Origin of the sequence: Amycolatopsis sp. La24 (assembly GCF_029087445.1) — a bacterium.
GTDB lineage: Bacteria > Actinomycetota > Actinomycetes > Mycobacteriales > Pseudonocardiaceae > Amycolatopsis > Amycolatopsis nivea.
In genome coordinates this window covers 25723-41582 of the sequence record NZ_JARACH010000076.1, presented here as the reverse complement: position 1 = coordinate 41582, position 15860 = coordinate 25723, and the positions used below count along the sequence as shown (strand labels likewise).

The following is a 15860-nucleotide window of genomic DNA, read 5'->3' as shown; positions in this document are numbered from 1 at the left end:
GTCTGGGGTGGCTTGTCAAGGCATCTTTCCCGCCTTGACAAGCCACCCCAGACCGTCAGCACAATCAAGCTTCGGGGTGCCCCACGCACGCCAGGGCGCAATGTCGCCGCCAGGCGACGAGCCGAACGTCAGACAACATCCCCCCGCCGAACCCGATAAACCTGCAACCTCAACTCGTAATACTTAGTAGTCTCCCCAACCCAAGACATCCCGATCCGCTCCGCAGTAGCAATAGCCCGGGAATTACTAGGCCGCGCCACCGCGAACAACTCATCAGTCCCGTCCTGGGAAAACGCCCACTCCACCAACGCCCGCGCGGCCTCGGTCGCGTACCCGTGCCCCCACTCCTCGGGCCGCAACTGCCAGCTCAGCTCCAAATCCTCCCGATAGGGCGGCAGCAACCGGATCCCCAGCCCCCCGATCACCCGGCCGTCAGACCGCAGCTCCACCGCCCACCGCCCCCGCGGCGGGGTCAGATTCGGCTGCGCCTCCTGCCAGGCCTGCAACACCGACCGCATCGCAGCGGCGTCCGCGACCCGGTCCATCGCGGGAGTGAGCCAATGCGTCACGTCGGAGGAGCCGTAGATCTGATACGCGGCTTCGGCGTCGTCAGCCGTCCAGTCCCGGATCACGAGACGGTCGGTGGTAATCGGCAGGGTCATGCAAGAACGGTACGCCCGTTCCACCCGATCGGGGCAAGTGATCCAGGACGCACCGCAGAAGTCTTGCCCGGCAAGGACTCCGCCCGCGACAACGCGCGGGTTAGACTGCGCGGGTGGAGATCTGGGTGAACCCGCGTTGTTCCAAGTGCCGCTCGGCGGTGTCGCTGCTCGACGAGGCCGGCGCGGCGTACACCGTGCGCCGCTACCTGGAGGATCCGCCGACCGAGGCGGAGCTCGTCGCGGTGCTCGACCGGCTCGGCCTCGACCCGTGGGACATCACCCGCACCGGCGAGAAAATCGCCGGTGAACTCGAGCTGAAATCCTGGTCCCGGACCCCGGAAGACCGTCCACGGTGGATCGCCGCGCTCGCCGAGCACCCGGAGCTGATCCAGCGTCCGATCATCACCGCCGACGACGGCACCACGGTCGTCGCGCGCGACGAGGACACCGTCCGGTCGGTGCTCAGCTGACCGCGACCGCGATCAGCGCGGCCGCCAGCAGCACCACGTACGCGACGGCGTGCACCTTGTCCGGCAACCGGTCGGCGACCCGGCGGACGAGCGCGATCGTCGGCAGTGAACCGGCCAGCAGCGCCGCGCCCGCGATCGGGTCGAGATACCCGGACGGCCCGCCGCCCGCTGTCGCGTAGACCGCCGTCGCCACCACCGCGACCGGCACGCTGAGCGGGTTCGCCATCGCCGCCGCGTCCGCCATCGGCAGTCCCTTGCGGCGCAGCAACGGCACCGTCATGACGCTGCCGCCCACCCCGAGAAAACTCGCCACCGCACCGATTCCGACGCCGCCCGCGGTGGTCGTGAACGTGCTCAGCGGTTTGGCTTCCCCTTGTGGTTTAAGGAATCCGCCGCGCACCAGGCTGTCCACAATGGTCACTGCCAGGTAGACGATGAACAGGACACGCAACAGTCCGTCTCCGGCGTAGGTCGCGGCCACTGAACCGATGACGGCACCGATCGCGACGAACACGGCGAGCGGCCAGATGTAGTCGCGACGGAGGCGCCCGGCCCTGGCTTGCACGACGGTCGCGCTCACCGCATTCACCACCATCACCGCGGTGGACGTCGCGACGGCGACATGCATCGCGTCGCCGCGGCTCGTGACCGCCGCGACCACCGGCACGGTGACGAATCCGCCGCCGAAGCCGAACAGCACGGTCGTGACGCCGCTGAGGCAGCCGAAGAGCAGAAGAATCAGGATCGAGGTCAACACTGGCTTCAAGGTAGGTCGTGCCGGGTGCGGCGCGCATCCGAAGATTCGCCAGCTTCTTTCGAGAATCAGACACCTACTCTGGAGGCATGCGCAACGTTCCGTTGTCCGAGGTCGACGCCCTGCCGCGGGCTGTGCTCGCGATCAGCACGGACTACCCGCCGGACCACTTCCTGCCGCCGCATCGCCATCGCCGCGCGCAGTTCCTTTACGGGGCCACCGGCGCGATGCGGGTCGGAACGGCAGACGGAACCTGGACCGTCCCGACGCGGCGCGCGGTGCTGATCCCGCCGGAAACCGACCACAGCGTCGTGATGATGAACGTGACCACGCGCAGTCTGTATCTGGAACCGTCCGCCGTGCCGTGGTTCCCGCGCCGCTGCCAGACCGTCGACGTCTCGCCGCTGCTGCGGGAATTGCTCCGGGAAGCCGTGGACGTCGCCCCGGAATACCCTCGCCGCGGTCGCGATGCCACGCTGATTTCCCTTCTGTTGCACGAAATTTCCCGCTGCGTACCGCTGCCGCTCGAACTTCCGTGGCCGCGGCACGAGGGTCTGCGTGCTCTGTGTCAGTCCTTTTCGGACGCTCCCGATGTGCACGATCCGCCGTCTCGCTGGGCGGCGGAGCTGCACGTCAGCGAACGGACGCTGCACCGGCTGTTCCGTGCCGAAACGGGCCTGAGCTTCGCCCGCTGGCGGGAGCGGGCGTGTGTGCTGCACGCACTCCCGCTGCTGGCCGCGGACCTTCCGGTGGCCGACGTCGCGGTCACCCTCGGATACGAAAGCCCCGCCGCCTTCACGACGATGTTCAGCCGCCTGCTCGGCGCGCCGCCGACGGCTTACCGCGAGCCGTGACCCAGATCTCATTGAGTGCAACTTGATTGTGCACAACTTAGTTGTACTGTGGGTCCCGTTCGGAACTTTCTCTGAGGAGGACCTCATGACTGCCACTGTCGTTCTGGTGCACGGCGCGTTCGCGGATTCGTCCAGCTGGAACGGGGAGATCGAGCGGTTGCAAGCGGCCGGGCACCGGGTGATCGCGGCGGCGAACCCGCTGCGCGGAGTCGCCGAGGACGCCGCCTCCGTGCGGTCTTTGCTCGACAGCATCGAGGGCCCGATCGTCCTGGTCGGCCACTCCTACGGCGGTTCGGTGATCTCGGCCGCCGCGGCGGGCCACCCCGGGGTGCGGGCGCTGGTCTACATCGCCGGCTTCCTTCCGGACGAGGGCGAAAGCGCGGGCGAACTGGCCGGCAAGTTCCCCGGCGGCACGCTGGGCGAGACGTTGGAGCAGGTCGCCCTGGCGAACGGCGTCGACCTTTACGTCCGGCAGGACCTGTTCCACCAGCAGTTCGCGGCGGACGTCCCGGCCGCGCAGGCCAGCCTGATGGCAGCGGGCCAGCGCCCGATCGCAGCAGCGGCCCTGGACGAAGCGTCGCCCGCACCGGCGTGGAAGGACCTGCCGGTGTACAGCCTGATCCCGACCGCGGACAAGAACATCCCCGCCGAGGCGCAGCGTTTCATGGCGGAACGCGCGGAGGCGGAGGTAGTCGAGGTGGAGGGTGCTTCGCACGCGGTGCTGGTTTCGCAGCCGGAAGCGGTGGCGGACCTGATCCTGCGCGCTGCCCGGTGACTTCGCCGAGGTGAGGCCGGTCCCGCGCTGCGCCTGGGTGTGCAGCGTGGGTCCGGCTCGGCGGTCCCGGATCTCCGGGCTCAGTTTCGGTGGTTGGCCTGGTCAGCAGGCTTGTTGTGCGGGGTTCGGGGAGCCGATCGGTCCCGTTGTGCGGACTCGTCATAGTCGAGCCGGAATTTCACCGTTCACCGCGTCGGTGCGGCAGTTACCATCGGCGGCCATGAGCACCTCAGGGGGTCCACAGGAGCAGCCGGGAACGCCGCAGGAGCCGGGCGCGGTCCCGCCGGGATGGCAGGCGCCTCCGCCGGGCGCCGGTAATCCGCAGCAACCCGGAACTCAGCCGGGTTATCCGCAGCAGGCCGGGCAGTCTCCGCAGTACGGACAGCAGTACCCGGGCCAGCCGGGCTCGTACCCCGGCCAGGCCGGACAGCCGGGGCAGTACCCCGGACAGCCTGGGCAGGCGCAGTACCCGGGGCAACCGGGTCAGTTCCAGCCGGGCCAGCCGTACCCCGGTCAAGCGGCTTACCCTGGCCAGCCGGGTTATCCAGCACAACAGCCGGGCTACCCGCCCCAGCAGCCGGGAGCCGGTTACGCCGCACCCGGCCAGGGCTTCCTGCCCCAGAACCGGCCGCTCACCACCCCGGGGCTCGGCGCGATCCCGGTGGCTCTCGGCGCGATCCTCGAGGTCGTCGCCCTGTTCGTCCCTTGGGTCACGTTCACCCTGGGCTCCCAAACCGCCTCGGTCACCTTCATCGACGCGTTCAGCAAGATGACGTCCGGCATGGACAGCTTCGCCGCGATGTACGTGCGGTTCCTCGCCTTCCTCCTGATCGCCGCGACGTTGCTGTCCACTCTCCCGTGGACGCTCGGCGCGCTGCGCACGAAGAGGTCGGCGTACTGGCTCAGCGGGATTCGTCGCCGGGAGCTCACTCCGCCGAACTTCTGGTGGTACCGCACCGTCTTCGCGGGCCGGGCGACCGTCATGCTGGCCTTCCACATCGCGGGGATCGTCGCGATGTTCTCCGAGGACCTGTCGAAAATCGGCCTCGGCGCGTATCTGCTCATCCTCGGCGGGGTGCTCGTGATCGCCGGCGCGGCGATCGGGCCGAAGCTCACGGCTGCCCGCTGACGGCGCGGATGACCGGGTTCTGACAAATGTCATCGCGCACCGGTGCGCGGTGACACTACGGCTCGCTTGCCCGTCCGCCCACCATGGGGCGGGCAAGCAGCGCCGGCTCCTCCGGACCGCTCAACGGTCCGGAAAGGACAGTCATGAACTCCCGTCCCGCAACGGTTTCCGAACAACCCCGGATCAGGGCGGTCCGCGTCCTCACCGGGGCCTACCTGGCGCTGAGCGTGCTCACCCTCGGCGCGATCTTCCTCTTCCGCGACGACCCGTCGATGGTCACCGACGTCGTCTGGGTCCGGGCCACGATCGTGGCGGCCAGCGCGTTGCTCACGTTCCTGTTCGCGAGAAGCGCGGCTCGCGGGTCGAAACGAGGGCTGCTGCGGCTCCGGATCGTGTCGGCGGTGATGACGGTCGCGATCGTCGTCATCGTGTCGATTCCGGGCTTTCTACCGCTGTGGGTCCGGCTTGAACAGGGCGTCTGCGGGGCGCTGTTGCTGGCGGTGGTCGTCCTGGTCAACGGACGGCACGTGCGTTCGCTGTTCTCCGAGTAGCGTGCCGGACGTGGACCGCGGCCCCGATTCCGACGCCCAACGCTGGGTACTGGGCTGGCGCCGGCTCGTGCTGGACGCCGGCCTCCTGGTGTATCCGCTGATCGTCCTCGCCCAAACCGGCGGCCAGACCGCGGCGGTGGTGGCGCTGCTGGCGTTCTGCGCCTGCTACACCGGGGCGGCCATCGCTGCTTACCAGTTCCGGAGCCGGGTTTTCTGGATCCTGACCGGGGCGTTGACGCTGCTGTTCGCCGTCGTGCTGCCGATCGCTCGGGCGAACGCGTTTTACCTGCTCGCCGTGGTGGTTTCGCTCGCGGTTCCGAGGTTGCCGCGCTGGGGTGCGGTCATCGTGCCGATCGCCGCGGCGGCGACTGTGGTGGTGCCGTGGGCGGTTTGGCAGGCCGACCCGGGGTGGGCGCAGGCGGCGGCGTTGGTGTTCACCGTGCTGGTGGTGGTCGCGTTCGCGGAGGCGCTGCGGGCGAACCGGGCGTTAGTGCAGGCGCGGGCGGAGGTGCAACGACTGGCCGCGGATGCCGAGCGCTCGCGGATTTCGCGGGATTTGCATGATCTCCTGGGGCATTCGCTCACCGCGATCACGGTGAAGAGCAATCTTGCCCGGCGGCTCGCGGTCAAGGGGGATGAGCGGGCGGTCGAGGAAATCGGCGAGGTCGAGCAGTTGTCCCGGCAGGCGTTGGCGGATGTCCGGGCGGCGGTTTCGGGCTATAGAGAGGTGACGCTGGCCGGTGAGCTCGCTCGGGGGCGCGAATTGTTGCGGGCGGCGGGGATTAGTGCGGATTTTCCTTCTGCGGTGGACGGGCCTCATCAGGAATTGTTCGGTTGGGTGGTTCGGGAGGGGTTGACTAATGTGGTTCGGCATTCTCGGGCTACCGCTTGTGCGGTGATTGTTTCGGATTCTTCCGTGGAAATTCGTGACGACGGTGTTGGTTCTGCTGCGGATGCCGGGAATGGGCTTTCCGGGTTGCGGGATCGGGTGGTCGCTGCTGGCGGGCGGATGGATGCGGGGCCGGTGCGGCCTCGGGGGTGGCGGTTGCGGGTGACGGTGGCGTGACTATTCGGTTGTTGCTTGCGGATGATCAGGCGTTGGTGCGGCAGGCGTTGGGGACCTTGCTTGATCTTGAGGACGATTTTGTGGTGGTCGCGCAGGTGGGGCGCGGGGACGAGGTGGTGGGGGCGGCGCTTGAGCATCGGCCGGATGTTGCGTTGCTGGATATCGAGATGCCTGGGCTGGACGGGTTGGCCGCGGCTGCGGTTTTGGCGGAGCAGGTGCCTTCGTGCCGGGTGGTGGTTTTGACTACGTTCGGGCGGGCCGGGTATTTGCGGCGGGCTATGGAGGCTGGGGCGGTTGGGTTTGTGGTTAAGGACGCGCCTGCTGAGGCGTTGGGGGATGCTATTCGGCGGGTGATGGTGGGGGAGAGGGTGGTGGATCCGGCGTTGGCGGTGGCTACTTTGGCTGCTGGGGAATCGCCGTTGACTGCTCGGGAGAGGGATGTGCTGATCGCGGCCCGGGGTGGGGGGTCGGTGGCGGAGATCGCGGGGAGTTTGTATTTGTCTGAGGGGACTGTGCGGAATTATTTGTCTGGGGCTATTGCCAAGACCGGGGCCCGGAACCGGATGGGGGCGGTTCGGGTTGCTGAGGAGCGGGGGTGGTTGTGAGTGCTCGTCGCCTGGCGGCGACATCGGGCGTTGGTTGCGTGGGGCACCCCGAAGGTTGATTGTGCTGACGGTCTGGGGGTGCTTGTCAAGGCGGGAAAGATGCCTTGACAAGCACCCCCAGACCGCAGGGAGGCTTCGTATCGGGGTGCGGGGGAGCGGCTGGGTGCCTCGATGGGTGGGTGCATCGGCTGTGGTTTAGGGCGCGTGGGTTGGGTGCCTGGTCTTGTTGGGTGAGCGGGCTGCGGCGGGTCCGCGTGCGTTGGGTGTCTGGTCTCGTTGGGTGAGTGGGCTGCGGCTGGTGCGTGTGGTTTGGGTGGCTGGTCGCGGGTGGGGCTGCGGTCGCGGAATAGCGCCCCATTGTGGCATTGGGTGCATGTGACGCACCGACTGTGGCATTGGGTGCATCCAGCGCACCCAATGTGGCGTTGGGTGCGTGGGGGTGCACCGAACGCGGCGTTGCAGCGGTGGGGAGGTCGTGAGGGGAACCCTCACGGAATCAGGGTCTGTGAGGGGTCCCCTCACGCACTTCGCGCGCCGCGACGAAGGCCGTGAAGGGCTCCTTGAGGGAATCTGGGTCCGTGAAGGGGTCCTTCACGCGCGCGAGGAACAGTCGTGAGGGGAACCCTCACGGAATCAGGGTCTGTGAGGGGTCCCCTCACGGACTTCGTGCACCGCGACGAAGGCCGTGAAGGGCTCCTTGAGGGAATCTGGGTCCGTGAAGGGGTCCTTCACGCGCGCGAGGAACAGTCGTGAGGGGAACCCTCACGGAATCAGGGTCTGTGAGGGGTCCCCTCACGCACTTCGCGCGCCGCGACGAAGGCCGTGAAGGGCTCCTTGAGGGAATCTGCGTCCGTGAAGGGGCCCCTCACGCGTGCCAGAAAACAATCGTGAGGGGAACCTGAAGGAATCAGGGCCCCCACGTAACGCACCAACACGGGCGCGCAAGAAGGTCCGAAGTGGACGGACTAGTCGTTCTTCTCCGCGTTCAGCCTCGCGGCTTCGCGGCGGACTTCGGCTTGGGTTTCGCGTTCGCGTTGCAGCCAGGTGGGGTTTTCGGCTTTCAGGGCCTCGATCTGGTCCGTCGTCAGGGCTTCGGTGACGCCGCCCCTGGCCAGGCCGCCGATGGAGACTCCCAGTTTCGCGGCTACCACCGGGCGCGGGTGCGGGCCGTTGCGGCGCAGGTCGCGGAGCCATTCCGGCGGGTCGTTCTGGAGGGCGTTCAGTTCGTCGCGCGAGACGGTGCCCGCGCGGAACTCTGCGGGGGTCGCTTCGAGGTAGACGCCCAGCTTCTTCGCTGCCGTCGCCGGCTTCATGGTCTGGGGGGTCTTCTGCGCCGTCATGCCCACCAGCGTAACCGGCGACCCCGCGCCGGTAGCCTTGCCACGTGACAGGAGCCGACCAGGCCTCGGCGTTCCGGCTCGCCTACGTTCCGGGTGCGACCCCCGCGAAGTGGGTCCGGATCTGGGGCGAACGCAATCCCGAAGTGCCGCTCGACCTGGTCGCGGTCGCTGCTGCCGAGGCCGCGGGCGTCGTGCGCGACGGTGGGGTGGACGCAGCGCTGCTGCGGCTGTCCGCCGACCGCGACGGGCTGCACGCGATCCCGCTCTACACCGAGACCACGGTGGTCGTCGTTCCCAAGGATCACCTGGTCGCGGCTGCCGACGAGGTGTCCATTGCGGACCTCGCGGACGAGCTCGTGCTGCATCCGCTCGACGACTCGCTCGAGTGGGACCAGCTGCCCGGCAAGCCCGCCCTGGAGCGGCCCGAGACGACCGGCGACGCGATCGAGCTGGTGGCGGCGGGCGTCGGCGTGCTGATGGTGCCGCAGTCGCTTGCCCGGTTGCACCATCGGCGTGATCTCACGTACCGGCCGGTCGAGGACGCGCCGCAGTCGCGCGTCGCGTTGTCCTGGCCGGAGGGCGAGACCAGCGACCTCGTGGAGCAGTTCATCGGCATCGTTCGCGGGCGCACGGTGAACAGCACTCGCGGGCAGCAGGAAACGCAAGCCAAGACCGGCAAGGCGGCGCCGGCCAAGAAGAAGCAGCGCGAACCGGACCGTCGCCGGAGCGTGCCCAAGTCCGGCGGGCGCGGCAAGCCTCGCCGTCGTCGTTGACGTTCAGGGAGCAGCTGTGGATCTCGGGTTGAAGGGCAAGTGCGCGGTCGTCACGGGGGCCAACCGCGGGATCGGGCTGGCGGTTGCCGAGGTGCTCGCGGCGGAGGGTGCTGACCTCGCGCTCGTCGCCCGGGACGCCGAAGCCCTTGCCGCTGCGAAGGAAAGCCTCGGCAGGCACGGTACGAAGGTGGTCGCGCTTCCGACGGACACCACCGACGACGCTGCGGTCGCGGCGATGGCGGAGCGGGTCAAGGCGGAGTTCGGGGCGGCGGACGTCCTGGTCAACTGCGCGGCGCCGGCGTCCAGCGGGGTCCGCACGCCGCTTGCGGACCTGCGGGACGAAGACCTGCGCCTCGAGATCGAGACCAAGGTGCTCGGCTACCTGCGGTGCGCCCGTGCGCTCGCGCCGGGGATGCGGGAGCGCGGCTGGGGCCGGATCGTGAACGTCAGCGGGCTCAACGCGCGGCTGGCCGGTTCGACGTTCGGGTCGATCCGCAACGTCGCGGTCGCGGCGATGACCAAGAATCTCGCCGACGAACTGGGGCCGCAGGGAATCGCTGTGACGGTCGTGCATCCGGGCTACACGGTGACGGAACGGACGCCGGAGAAGCTCGCCGAGATCGCCGCTGCGCGGGGGATTTCCGTGGCGGAGCTGGAAAAAGGTCTCACGGCCGGGGTGAGCATCGGTCGGTTGGTGACGGCGGCCGAGGTGGCGGACGTGGTGGCCTTCCTGGCGTCCCCGCGCAGCGTGGCGATCAACGGAGACGCCATCGCGGTCGGCGGCGGCGTTCCCGGGCAGATTTACTACTGAACGGCCTGGAGTTCGCGCGCTGGACTGAGGTAGCCGAGACGGCCCTTGGTCGCGGCGAGCACGATCAGCGCGGCGGCGGCGAACGCGGCGAACAGCAGGTGCTCGGCGATTTTCGGATCCGCGTTGGGGAACAGTTCAGACCAGGCGACGGACAGGTAGTTGTTGATCCCGGCGTGCAGCAGCAGCGCGATCGGCAGGCTTTCGCCGCTGCGGTTGAACACCCAGGTCATCACGAAGCTGATCGCGATCGCGGTGCCGACGAACTCCAGCACGGACCAGACCGTCACGTTCGGCCAGTGGCCCCATTCGGTGAAGAACAACGGCAGATGCCAGACGCCCCACAGCGGGCCGAGGATCAGCGTGCCGCGCAGCGGGCCGTACTTCGGCTGCAAATGCGGGAGGGCGAAATCGCGCCAGCCGGGTTCTTCGGCGAGGCCGGTGGTGAGCACCTGGAGCACGAAACCGAAGACCCACACCAGGATCAGCGACGCGGCAGGGGCCCGGAACGCGCCGGCGAACGGCAGGCTGGAGAGCGTCAGCACGACGGGAACAGCGAAGAGCGCGAGTGCGTACCATCGCCAGTTCACCCGCCATCGCAGCAATCGACCTGCCCACGCGCGCAGCCCGGGACGGCCTTCGGCGAGCGCGGTGACGATGAACGCGGAGAAGATCGGGCCGAGGTACGCGCCGGGGAGCATGCCCAGGATTTGCGTCGTGCCGAGTACCGGCGGGAATCCGAAGTGGACGATGCCTAGGCCATTGTCCGAGAGTACATAAGGGAGCCACGAGAGCCAGCTCAGTGCGATGGCGAGCGTGAAGAAAGCCGTGATCGGGCGTCGGGCGACGAGGGCGGTCATGATGGTCCTTTGTGGACGAGTCAGCGATGGGTGCGGTAGTTCGCGACGAGCGCGATGCCCGAGGCGAGGGTGACGACGCCGAAAACGGTGCTCAGCACCAGGTTGACGCCGAGAGCCGAGGTGATCGCGTTGGCTGCGGCGCTGAGCACCAGCACGCCCCACAACAGCGCCCGGGGAGGTGATTTCGTCATGCCGGGAACGCTACGAACCGGGGCTCGCCAGGACGATCCCGTGCGCGGGAGGATCTAGGTACAGCAGGCTGTACTCCTTCGCTCCGAGGCGGTGCCGGGGCGGATTTCTGGGCTAGGGTTCGGCGGGGTGGGAGGTGCGATGGCAACCGCAGGCGAACCGACGCCGCGTCCGTGGACCGCGCGCGTCCGGGCTGCTCTCGACGCGCTGGAACACCTCGTCGGCGGGATCGGCACTTCGGTGCTGGCGCTGTTGGTACTGCTCGGCGTGGCCGTGGTCGCGGTGCTGAGCCTCGTGGGCGTCGGACTGCTGCTGGCCCGGCCGATGCTGCGCATCGTGCACGCGGTCGCCGACCGGGAACGGATCCGGCTCACCGCGATGAAACCGGACGTCATCAGCCCGGGTCCGGGCCCCGAACGGCTCGGTGCGGCGCTGCGCGAGCGGACGGTGCAACGCGAACTGCTGTGGGTCGCGATCCACGGTGCGGCGGGCTTTCTGCTCGGCTTCATCGCGCTGACGATCGTGCTCAACACCGCGCGCGACGGGCTTTTCCCGCTCTACTGGTACCTGCTCCCGCCGGACGAGGCGACGGCGTCACTCGGCTGGCCGGTGCACAGCCTGGCGGAGGCGCTCCCGGTGTCCCTGCTCGGCGTCGCGTGGGCGTTCCTCTCGGTCGCGCTGCTGCCCGCGATGGCTCGGCTGCAAGCATTGCCCGGCCGACGCCTGCTGCCCGCGGGCTCGGACGCTGACGTCACGCTCCGGATCGCCCACCTCACCGCGACCCGGGCCGCCGCGCTCGACGCGCATTCCGCCGAACTGCGCCGGATCGAGCGCGCGCTGCACGACGGCACGCAAAACCGGCTGGTCGCGGTCAATGTCCTGGTCGGCGCGGCCCGCCGGGCAGCCGCCCGAGGTTCGGCCGACGTCGACGAAATCCTTGGCCGCGCGCAAGACGCCACCGAGACCGCGCTCGCCGAACTGCGCGCGGTGGTGCGCAGTATCCTGCCGCCCGTGCTGGCCGACCGAAGCCTCGCCGACGCGTTGACCGCGCTCGCCGCGGACTGTCCGGTGCCGTGCACCATCGACGCCGACCTGCCCGGGCGGTATGCCGTTTCGGTGGAGGCGTCGGTGTATTTCGTGGTTGCTGAGGCGCTTACGAACGTCGCGAAGCACAGCGGTGCCAGCGGTGTTGAGGTGGTTTTGCGGCGGGAGGACGACGTGCTCCACCTGCATATCACCGACGACGGCCGTGGTGGTGCGGCGGAGTCCGGTGGTTCGGGGCTCGGTGGGATGCGGCGTCGGGTCGAGGCGCTGGATGGAACGTTTGCGCTGGCGAGTCCCGCTGGCGGACCGACGACTGTGGTGGTGAGTTTGCCATGCGGATTGTGATCGCTGAGGACGACCCGTTGCTGCGCGAGGGTCTCGCGCTGCTGTTGCGGGCCGAGGGTATCGACGTCGTCGCGACCACCGACAACCCGACCGATTTCCTTGCTGCCGTGGACAAACACGAGCCGGACACCGCGGTCGTGGATGTGCGGATGCCGCCGACGCACACCGACGAGGGGATCGTCGCGGCGGTCGAGGCTCGGCGGCGGCGGCCGGGGCTGGCGGTGCTGGTGCTGTCGGCGTATGTCGAGCAGGCCTTCGCGACCGACCTGCTCGGCAGCGGCAGCGCGCGGCTCGGGTATCTGCTCAAGGAACGCGTCGGGCGGGTCACCGAGTTCATGGAAGCGCTGAACCGGGTGGCCGACGGCGGAACGGCGATCGATCCGGAAGTGGTCGCGCAATTGCTGACCCGGACGCGTGCGGATTCCGGACTGGAACGGCTCAGCCCGCGCGAACGGGATGTGCTGGCGCTGATGGCGGAGGGATTAGGGAATGGCGCCATCGCCGAACGGCTCGTGGTGACGGACGGCGCGGTCCACAAACATATTCGCAGCATTTTCGCGAAACTGGATTTGGCACCGGACGACAGCGCGGATCGGCGGGTTACCGCGGTCCTGCGTTATTTGGAAGAAGCGCGCCGTTGATCCTTCGCGTGCTTCTGGGCGAAGCGGTGAAGACCTGACGGAACGCGGCCCGGGAGGGGCTGACGGGCGTCCGGCGAGGGCGAAATGGGCAGCGTTCACCGGCATTCGGCCGCGCGCAGTTCACCCGGACGAGTGCAGTATCGGACGCACCCCGAACGGGCCTCAGCCCACCCGGGCGCGTGAAAACCGCACCGGAGCTGTCCGGTGCGATCTCCGGCTGGGACGAGCCCGCCGGTGTCTATTTGCCCGAGCCGGGCTTCTCGTCCGCCGCGCCCTGGGCAACGTCCTCTTCGGACCAGTCGAGCCCGGCCTCGGCGACCACGCCGTCGAAGATCGGGGTGGCCACGGCCTGTTCCGCGCTCACGACGCGCTCACCACGTCGATGATCGCGTCGGCCGCGATCCACTGCGGATCCGCGTCTCTTGCCTGGCCGTCGACCTGGACCGGGACCCAGGTGACCGCGGTCGCGTCGTCGGTGACCGGGGCTCCGGTGACCACCCCGCGCCGGCACAGCTGGCGCCTGCCGGTGCGCTGGCCGACCAGGTAGGTGACCCGGTGGCCGGTGGACAGTTCGGACCGGTGCTGTTCGCCGTCCATGTGTTCCTCCCTGCACGCCACCCTTGTGGGCGACGCTCGCTTCATCGACGCGACTCGCTCCCCTCGTGTCGATGACGCACTCCCGGTCCGTGATCTGGGCCACAGCGACGCAACGGCCGCGGTGAACGCGACACCTACATCGAGGCAACCCGACCACAGACAGTCATCCCTCTATACCCAAAGTAACAGGTACAGTGGCGTATCCGGTATGTGACCCGGCGATACACTCGCGCGGATGACGTCCTCAGGTACTCCGCCCGACGGGCGGGCCACCCGGTGGGCAGGGCAGCGCGAACGCCGGCGCCGTGAGTTCGTGGAAGCCGGTATGCGCGCGATCGCCCGGTTCGGGCCGGAGGTGTCCACCGAGCAGATCGCCGACGAGGCCGGCGTCGCTCGCACGCGCATTTACAAGCATTTCGCCGACACCGCGGACCTGCAGCGCGCTATCGCGTTGCGCGCGGCGGAAATGATCGGCGCGCAATTCTCTCCGCTGTGGGGAGTTTCCGGCACTCCGCGCGAAATGGTGCACGCGACGATCGGCGCGCATATCGAATGGCTTTCCGAACACCGCGCGCTGTATCAATATCTGATGCGGCAGTCGGTGACCGGGCCGCGCGACGTCGTGGCGGACGTGAAAACCGCGATCGCCCGACAGCTGACTGTGTTGTTCGAGTACTACCTCGGCCTGTTCGGCGCGGACCAGCGGGTCGGCGAAACCATCGCGTACGGGCTGGTCGGCTTGGTCGAGTCCAGTACCGCGCACTGGCTCGACGCCCCGCGCGGCATCGACCGCGAGGATCTGCGCCAGTTGCTCGCCCGCTGGGTCTGGTCGATCCTCGACGACACCTTGCGCACGGTCGGCGTCGCGCTCAACCCGGACTCGCCGCTGTCCGATCTGGACTACCGCATCCTCGACTGACCGCGCGAAAGAGCCCCTCGCGGGAATCCCCGCAAGGGGCCCTTCTCGGACCAGCGCGTCAGGCCTTCCGGCCGACCCCGCCCGCGATGCACTCCTGGACCTGGTTCAGCGGCTGGTACCGCGGGCCGTCCGGCCACCAGTCCTCGCACAGCACGAGGCCCGGGTCGACCAGTTCGGTGCCGCCGAACATCCGGCCGATCTCGTCCCAGGTGCGGAAAAGGCCGCTGCCCATCGGGCTGTGCGTGAACTTGTCCTCCATCCGCCGGGCGATCTCGCTGTGCTCGGGCGTCTGCGGGTCGAGGAAGTGCGCGACCACCACGAACGACCCGGACGGCAGCGCGTCGACGTAGGTCCGCATCATCTCCTCGTAGTCGTCGCCGAGGTAGTGGTGCAGAGTTCCGTTGTGCAGCAACGCGATCGGCTTCGTCCAGTCGAGGAACTCGCGCGCGGTCTCGTTCTGCAGGATCTGGTCGGGCTTGAAGATGTCCGCTTCGATGAACCGGGTGTTCTCGTTCTCCTCCAGCAGCGCGCGCCCGTGCGCGAGGACCACCGGGTCGTTGTCCACGTACAGCACGCGGGCTTCGGGGATGATCCGCTGCACGACCTGGTGCGTGTTCTCCGCCGTGGGCAGGCCGGAACCGCAGTCGAGGTACTGGGTGACCCTGCCCTGGGTGGCGAGGAAGCGGCAGGCGCGGATGAGGAAGTTGCGGTTGGCCCAGGCGAGGTCGTTGACCTCCGGAGCCACGGTCCGCACCTGGTCGAGCACCCTGCGGTCGATCTCGTAGTTGTTCGTGCCGTTCAGCGCGGCGTCGTACACCCGGGCAATGCTCGCTCGCGTGATATCGACCCCGACCGGGTGCGAACTGGGCGATTCGACGGCCTCGGTCATTTCTGGCGTCACCTCGGATGTGTCGGACGTCTCTTTGGTCTACTCACCGTAGACCTTCCGGGCTGTCAAGCGACCGCCAGGAGGAGGACAACCGGAGTGGGTGACAGATTCTTGATTCATTCCAGAAAATCGGGCAGACTCCGGGGCATGCCGACGACCACGGACTTCGAGCAGCTGCTGCGCGGAGTGCAGTTGCGGATCACGCGCCCCCGGGTGGCCGTGCTCTCCGCCGTGCACGCCAACGCGCACGCGGACACCGAATCCGTCATCGGCATGGTGCGCGCGGATCTCGGCGAGGTGTCCCACCAGGCCGTTTACGACGTGCTGCGCGCGCTGACCGACGCGGGGCTGCTGCGGCGCATCCAGCCGCCCGGTTCGGTCGCGCGGTACGAGGCCCGGGTAGGGGACAACCACCACCACGTCGTGTGCCGCTCGTGCGGTGCCATCGAGGACGTCGACTGCGCGGTCGGGGAAGCGCCTTGCCTCACCGCTTCCGACGCGCACGGTTACGTCATCGACGAGGCCGAGGTCGTCTACTGGGGCCGATGCCCCGCCTGTTCGACGGCAGCAAACTGATTCTGATTTCCGG

The 15860-nt window shown here is 68.6% G+C and carries 21 protein-coding genes; 13 read left to right on the top strand and 8 right to left on the bottom strand.

Going from position 1 to position 15860, the window contains the following annotated elements; genetic code table 11:
* Positions 1 to 128: 128 nt before the first annotated feature.
* Positions 129 to 662, bottom strand: a complete 534-nt coding sequence (locus PUT80_RS40980) for a GNAT family N-acetyltransferase (protein ID WP_043839465.1) — start codon at positions 660 to 662, stop codon at positions 129 to 131.
* 113 nt (positions 663 to 775) lie between these two features.
* Between PUT80_RS40980 and PUT80_RS40975 the strand changes: the two genes are divergently transcribed.
* A complete protein-coding gene (locus PUT80_RS40975; protein ID WP_275295348.1) occupies positions 776 to 1132 on the top strand; it encodes an ArsC/Spx/MgsR family protein in 357 nt (118 codons plus the stop codon).
* Here the strand turns inward: PUT80_RS40975 and PUT80_RS40970 are convergent.
* Positions 1125 to 1889 (bottom strand): sulfite exporter TauE/SafE family protein, encoded by a 765-nt coding sequence (locus PUT80_RS40970; protein ID WP_275295347.1) that lies wholly within the window; start codon positions 1887 to 1889, stop codon positions 1125 to 1127. The genes PUT80_RS40975 and PUT80_RS40970 overlap by 8 nt on opposite strands.
* 86 nt (positions 1890 to 1975) lie before the next feature.
* On the opposite strand from PUT80_RS40970, the gene PUT80_RS40965 reads away from it, so the two are divergent.
* The 6 genes from PUT80_RS40965 to PUT80_RS40940 all read left to right on the top strand — a co-directional run bounded on the left by PUT80_RS40965 (position 1976) and on the right by PUT80_RS40940 (position 6866).
* On the top strand, positions 1976 to 2740 hold the full coding sequence (locus PUT80_RS40965) for a helix-turn-helix transcriptional regulator (protein WP_275295346.1): 765 nt from the start codon (positions 1976 to 1978) through the stop codon (positions 2738 to 2740).
* An 85-nt stretch (positions 2741 to 2825) separates the two neighbouring features.
* Entirely contained in the window at positions 2826 to 3515 is a 690-nt protein-coding gene (locus PUT80_RS40960; protein WP_238608085.1) for an alpha/beta hydrolase, read from the top strand.
* Between the two features lie 220 nt (positions 3516 to 3735).
* Positions 3736 to 4644, top strand: a complete 909-nt coding sequence (locus tag PUT80_RS40955; RefSeq protein WP_275295345.1) for a hypothetical protein — start codon at positions 3736 to 3738, stop codon at positions 4642 to 4644.
* A gap of 143 nt (positions 4645 to 4787) precedes the next feature.
* The gene (locus tag PUT80_RS40950) at positions 4788 to 5195 is read left to right on the top strand and encodes a hypothetical protein (RefSeq protein ID WP_051173191.1); all 408 of its coding nucleotides are present in this window, start codon (positions 4788 to 4790) and stop codon (positions 5193 to 5195) included.
* Between the two features lie 10 nt (positions 5196 to 5205).
* Positions 5206 to 6261, top strand: a complete 1056-nt coding sequence (locus PUT80_RS40945; RefSeq protein ID WP_275295344.1) for a sensor histidine kinase — start codon at positions 5206 to 5208, stop codon at positions 6259 to 6261.
* On the top strand, positions 6258 to 6866 hold the full coding sequence (locus PUT80_RS40940) for a response regulator transcription factor (RefSeq protein ID WP_238608083.1): 609 nt from the start codon (positions 6258 to 6260) through the stop codon (positions 6864 to 6866). Before PUT80_RS40945 ends, PUT80_RS40940 begins: the two co-directional genes overlap by 4 nt.
* Positions 6867 to 7831: 965 nt before the next feature.
* On the opposite strand, the gene PUT80_RS40935 is transcribed toward PUT80_RS40940, so the two are convergent.
* Positions 7832 to 8206 (bottom strand): DUF5997 family protein, encoded by a 375-nt coding sequence (locus PUT80_RS40935; RefSeq protein ID WP_275295343.1) that lies wholly within the window; start codon positions 8204 to 8206, stop codon positions 7832 to 7834.
* Positions 8207 to 8250: 44 nt separating this feature from the next.
* On the opposite strand from PUT80_RS40935, the gene PUT80_RS40930 reads away from it, so the two are divergent.
* Together PUT80_RS40930 and PUT80_RS40925 are read left to right on the top strand one after the other, a co-directional pair.
* The gene (locus tag PUT80_RS40930) at positions 8251 to 8979 is read left to right on the top strand and encodes a LysR family substrate-binding domain-containing protein (protein ID WP_238608081.1); all 729 of its coding nucleotides are present in this window, start codon (positions 8251 to 8253) and stop codon (positions 8977 to 8979) included.
* 16 nt (positions 8980 to 8995) lie between these two features.
* On the top strand, positions 8996 to 9790 hold the full coding sequence (locus tag PUT80_RS40925; RefSeq protein ID WP_275295342.1) for an SDR family oxidoreductase: 795 nt from the start codon (positions 8996 to 8998) through the stop codon (positions 9788 to 9790).
* Here PUT80_RS40925 and PUT80_RS40920 read toward each other — a convergent pair.
* Together PUT80_RS40920 and PUT80_RS40915 are read right to left on the bottom strand one after the other, a co-directional pair.
* Positions 9784 to 10647, bottom strand: a complete 864-nt coding sequence (locus PUT80_RS40920; protein WP_275295341.1) for a type II CAAX endopeptidase family protein — start codon at positions 10645 to 10647, stop codon at positions 9784 to 9786. The genes PUT80_RS40925 and PUT80_RS40920 overlap by 7 nt on opposite strands.
* Positions 10648 to 10667: 20 nt before the next feature.
* Entirely contained in the window at positions 10668 to 10838 is a 171-nt protein-coding gene (locus tag PUT80_RS40915; RefSeq protein WP_158691536.1) for a hypothetical protein, read from the bottom strand.
* Positions 10839 to 10977: 139 nt separating this feature from the next.
* On the opposite strand from PUT80_RS40915, the gene PUT80_RS40910 reads away from it, so the two are divergent.
* The gene (locus PUT80_RS40910) at positions 10978 to 12225 is read left to right on the top strand and encodes a sensor domain-containing protein (RefSeq protein ID WP_275295340.1); all 1248 of its coding nucleotides are present in this window, start codon (positions 10978 to 10980) and stop codon (positions 12223 to 12225) included.
* A complete protein-coding gene (locus tag PUT80_RS40905) occupies positions 12213 to 12866 on the top strand; it encodes a response regulator transcription factor (protein ID WP_275295339.1) in 654 nt (217 codons plus the stop codon). Before PUT80_RS40910 ends, PUT80_RS40905 begins: the two co-directional genes overlap by 13 nt.
* Before the next feature lie 238 nt (positions 12867 to 13104).
* Here the strand turns inward: PUT80_RS40905 and PUT80_RS40900 are convergent, their stop codons facing one another.
* Both PUT80_RS40900 and PUT80_RS40895 read right to left on the bottom strand, forming a co-directional pair.
* Positions 13105 to 13230 carry a hypothetical protein gene (locus PUT80_RS40900; protein ID WP_255443149.1) on the bottom strand — a complete coding sequence of 42 codons (126 nt, stop codon included), beginning with the start codon at positions 13228 to 13230 and terminating at the stop codon, positions 13105 to 13107.
* Positions 13227 to 13463 carry a hypothetical protein gene (locus tag PUT80_RS40895; protein ID WP_037820561.1) on the bottom strand — a complete coding sequence of 79 codons (237 nt, stop codon included), beginning with the start codon at positions 13461 to 13463 and terminating at the stop codon, positions 13227 to 13229. The genes PUT80_RS40900 and PUT80_RS40895 overlap by 4 nt, the downstream gene beginning before the upstream one ends.
* Positions 13464 to 13698: 235 nt before the next feature.
* Between PUT80_RS40895 and PUT80_RS40890 the strand changes: the two genes are divergently transcribed.
* On the top strand, positions 13699 to 14382 hold the full coding sequence (locus PUT80_RS40890; protein WP_037820558.1) for a TetR/AcrR family transcriptional regulator: 684 nt from the start codon (positions 13699 to 13701) through the stop codon (positions 14380 to 14382).
* 58 nt (positions 14383 to 14440) lie between these two features.
* Here the strand turns inward: PUT80_RS40890 and PUT80_RS40885 are convergent, their stop codons facing one another.
* A complete protein-coding gene (locus tag PUT80_RS40885) occupies positions 14441 to 15271 on the bottom strand; it encodes an SAM-dependent methyltransferase (RefSeq protein ID WP_037820552.1) in 831 nt (276 codons plus the stop codon).
* Between the two features lie 147 nt (positions 15272 to 15418).
* On the opposite strand from PUT80_RS40885, the gene PUT80_RS40880 reads away from it, so the two are divergent.
* The gene (locus PUT80_RS40880) at positions 15419 to 15847 is read left to right on the top strand and encodes a Fur family transcriptional regulator (protein ID WP_037820549.1); all 429 of its coding nucleotides are present in this window, start codon (positions 15419 to 15421) and stop codon (positions 15845 to 15847) included.
* The last annotated feature ends 13 nt before the right edge of the window (positions 15848 to 15860 follow it).

Bases quoted from the DNA above. Each gene is read 5' to 3' on its own strand.
- PUT80_RS40980 (WP_043839465.1), bottom strand. From the start codon at position 662: ATGACCCTGCCGATTACCACCGACCGTCTCGTGATCCGGGACTGGACG.
- PUT80_RS40965 (WP_275295346.1), top strand. From the start codon at position 1,976: ATGCGCAACGTTCCGTTGTCCGAGGTCGACGCCCTGCCGCGGGCTGTG.
- PUT80_RS40960 (WP_238608085.1), top strand. From the start codon at position 2,826: ATGACTGCCACTGTCGTTCTGGTGCACGGCGCGTTCGCGGATTCGTCC.
- PUT80_RS40955 (WP_275295345.1), top strand. From the start codon at position 3,736: ATGAGCACCTCAGGGGGTCCACAGGAGCAGCCGGGAACGCCGCAGGAG.
- PUT80_RS40950 (WP_051173191.1), top strand. From the start codon at position 4,788: ATGAACTCCCGTCCCGCAACGGTTTCCGAACAACCCCGGATCAGGGCG.
- PUT80_RS40935 (WP_275295343.1), bottom strand. From the start codon at position 8,206: ATGACGGCGCAGAAGACCCCCCAGACCATGAAGCCGGCGACGGCAGCG.
- PUT80_RS40920 (WP_275295341.1), bottom strand. From the start codon at position 10,647: ATGACCGCCCTCGTCGCCCGACGCCCGATCACGGCTTTCTTCACGCTC.
- PUT80_RS40915 (WP_158691536.1), bottom strand. From the start codon at position 10,838: ATGACGAAATCACCTCCCCGGGCGCTGTTGTGGGGCGTGCTGGTGCTC.
- PUT80_RS40910 (WP_275295340.1), top strand. From the start codon at position 10,978: ATGGCAACCGCAGGCGAACCGACGCCGCGTCCGTGGACCGCGCGCGTC.
- PUT80_RS40905 (WP_275295339.1), top strand. From the start codon at position 12,213: ATGCGGATTGTGATCGCTGAGGACGACCCGTTGCTGCGCGAGGGTCTC.
- PUT80_RS40895 (WP_037820561.1), bottom strand. From the start codon at position 13,463: ATGGACGGCGAACAGCACCGGTCCGAACTGTCCACCGGCCACCGGGTC.
- PUT80_RS40890 (WP_037820558.1), top strand. From the start codon at position 13,699: ATGACGTCCTCAGGTACTCCGCCCGACGGGCGGGCCACCCGGTGGGCA.
- PUT80_RS40885 (WP_037820552.1), bottom strand. From the start codon at position 15,271: ATGACCGAGGCCGTCGAATCGCCCAGTTCGCACCCGGTCGGGGTCGAT.
- PUT80_RS40880 (WP_037820549.1), top strand. From the start codon at position 15,419: ATGCCGACGACCACGGACTTCGAGCAGCTGCTGCGCGGAGTGCAGTTG.